The 788-nt window shown below is 43.9% G+C and carries 1 protein-coding gene; it reads right to left on the reverse strand.

The annotated features are described in order from the left end of the window. Window positions 1-133: 133 nt before the first annotated feature. Window positions 134-788, reverse strand: a 655-nt coding sequence (locus tag EXA13_RS16615) for an FMN-binding negative transcriptional regulator (protein WP_238134098.1), incomplete at its 5' end; no start/stop codon positions are given.

Here is a 788-nt window from a genome sequence, read left to right on the forward strand (position 1 = left end):
CTAACGCCCGCCTAAGGGGCTGACAACGCATTACCACTAAACCCAAACACAACAACTGCAACCACCGCGGCTCATTGGGACTGGAAACGCCGCGCGTTGACAGTCCCTCTTGAGGCGTTTGTTAGCATTCTTGTCAAAGATTAGCGCTCATAAGTGAAGCGATAACCTGTGAGTTTGTATCATCTTTGGATGACAAGCCTTCAACAACACCCTGTTGATTTATCTCTGGATGATTCTGGCTTAATTTCCATTGACCACTGAGTGACTCTACCTCAATTTCAACACCTACTACCGCAGGCAACATTTTATGAATGTATCCCTCCGGCGCATCTGACATTGACCACGGCACCGATTGCCCTTGCTCATGTTCCGATGTTAACTGCTCGAGAACCTCCAATATCCATTGTGGTTCGTGAATAAATCGAACTTTTCCCTTCACATGCACCACAATATAATTCCATGTCGGTACAGCCTTACCATTCTCTTTCTTAGTCGGATAGTAACTGGGAGATACATAGCTATTTGGACCGTTAAAAATCACCAGAACCTCAGATGCTGGATTAGCGGTTTGCCAAACTGAATTGACCTTAGCTATGTGCCCCTTTAAACGTAACTTACCGTCCAACTCTATTAAAGATAAAGGAAGATGATTAGCCTCGATTGCTGAATTTGAAGAGGTAATGACTGTTGCGAATGGATATTCACGCATCAGATTGACAAGTACATCAATATTATCTTGCTTAAACTTCCCTGGAATGTGCAAACTTTTCTCCTTGAATGCTAACGCC

The organism is Vibrio cincinnatiensis, assembly GCF_022113815.1.
GTDB classification, from domain to species: domain Bacteria; phylum Pseudomonadota; class Gammaproteobacteria; order Enterobacterales; family Vibrionaceae; genus Vibrio; species Vibrio cincinnatiensis_A.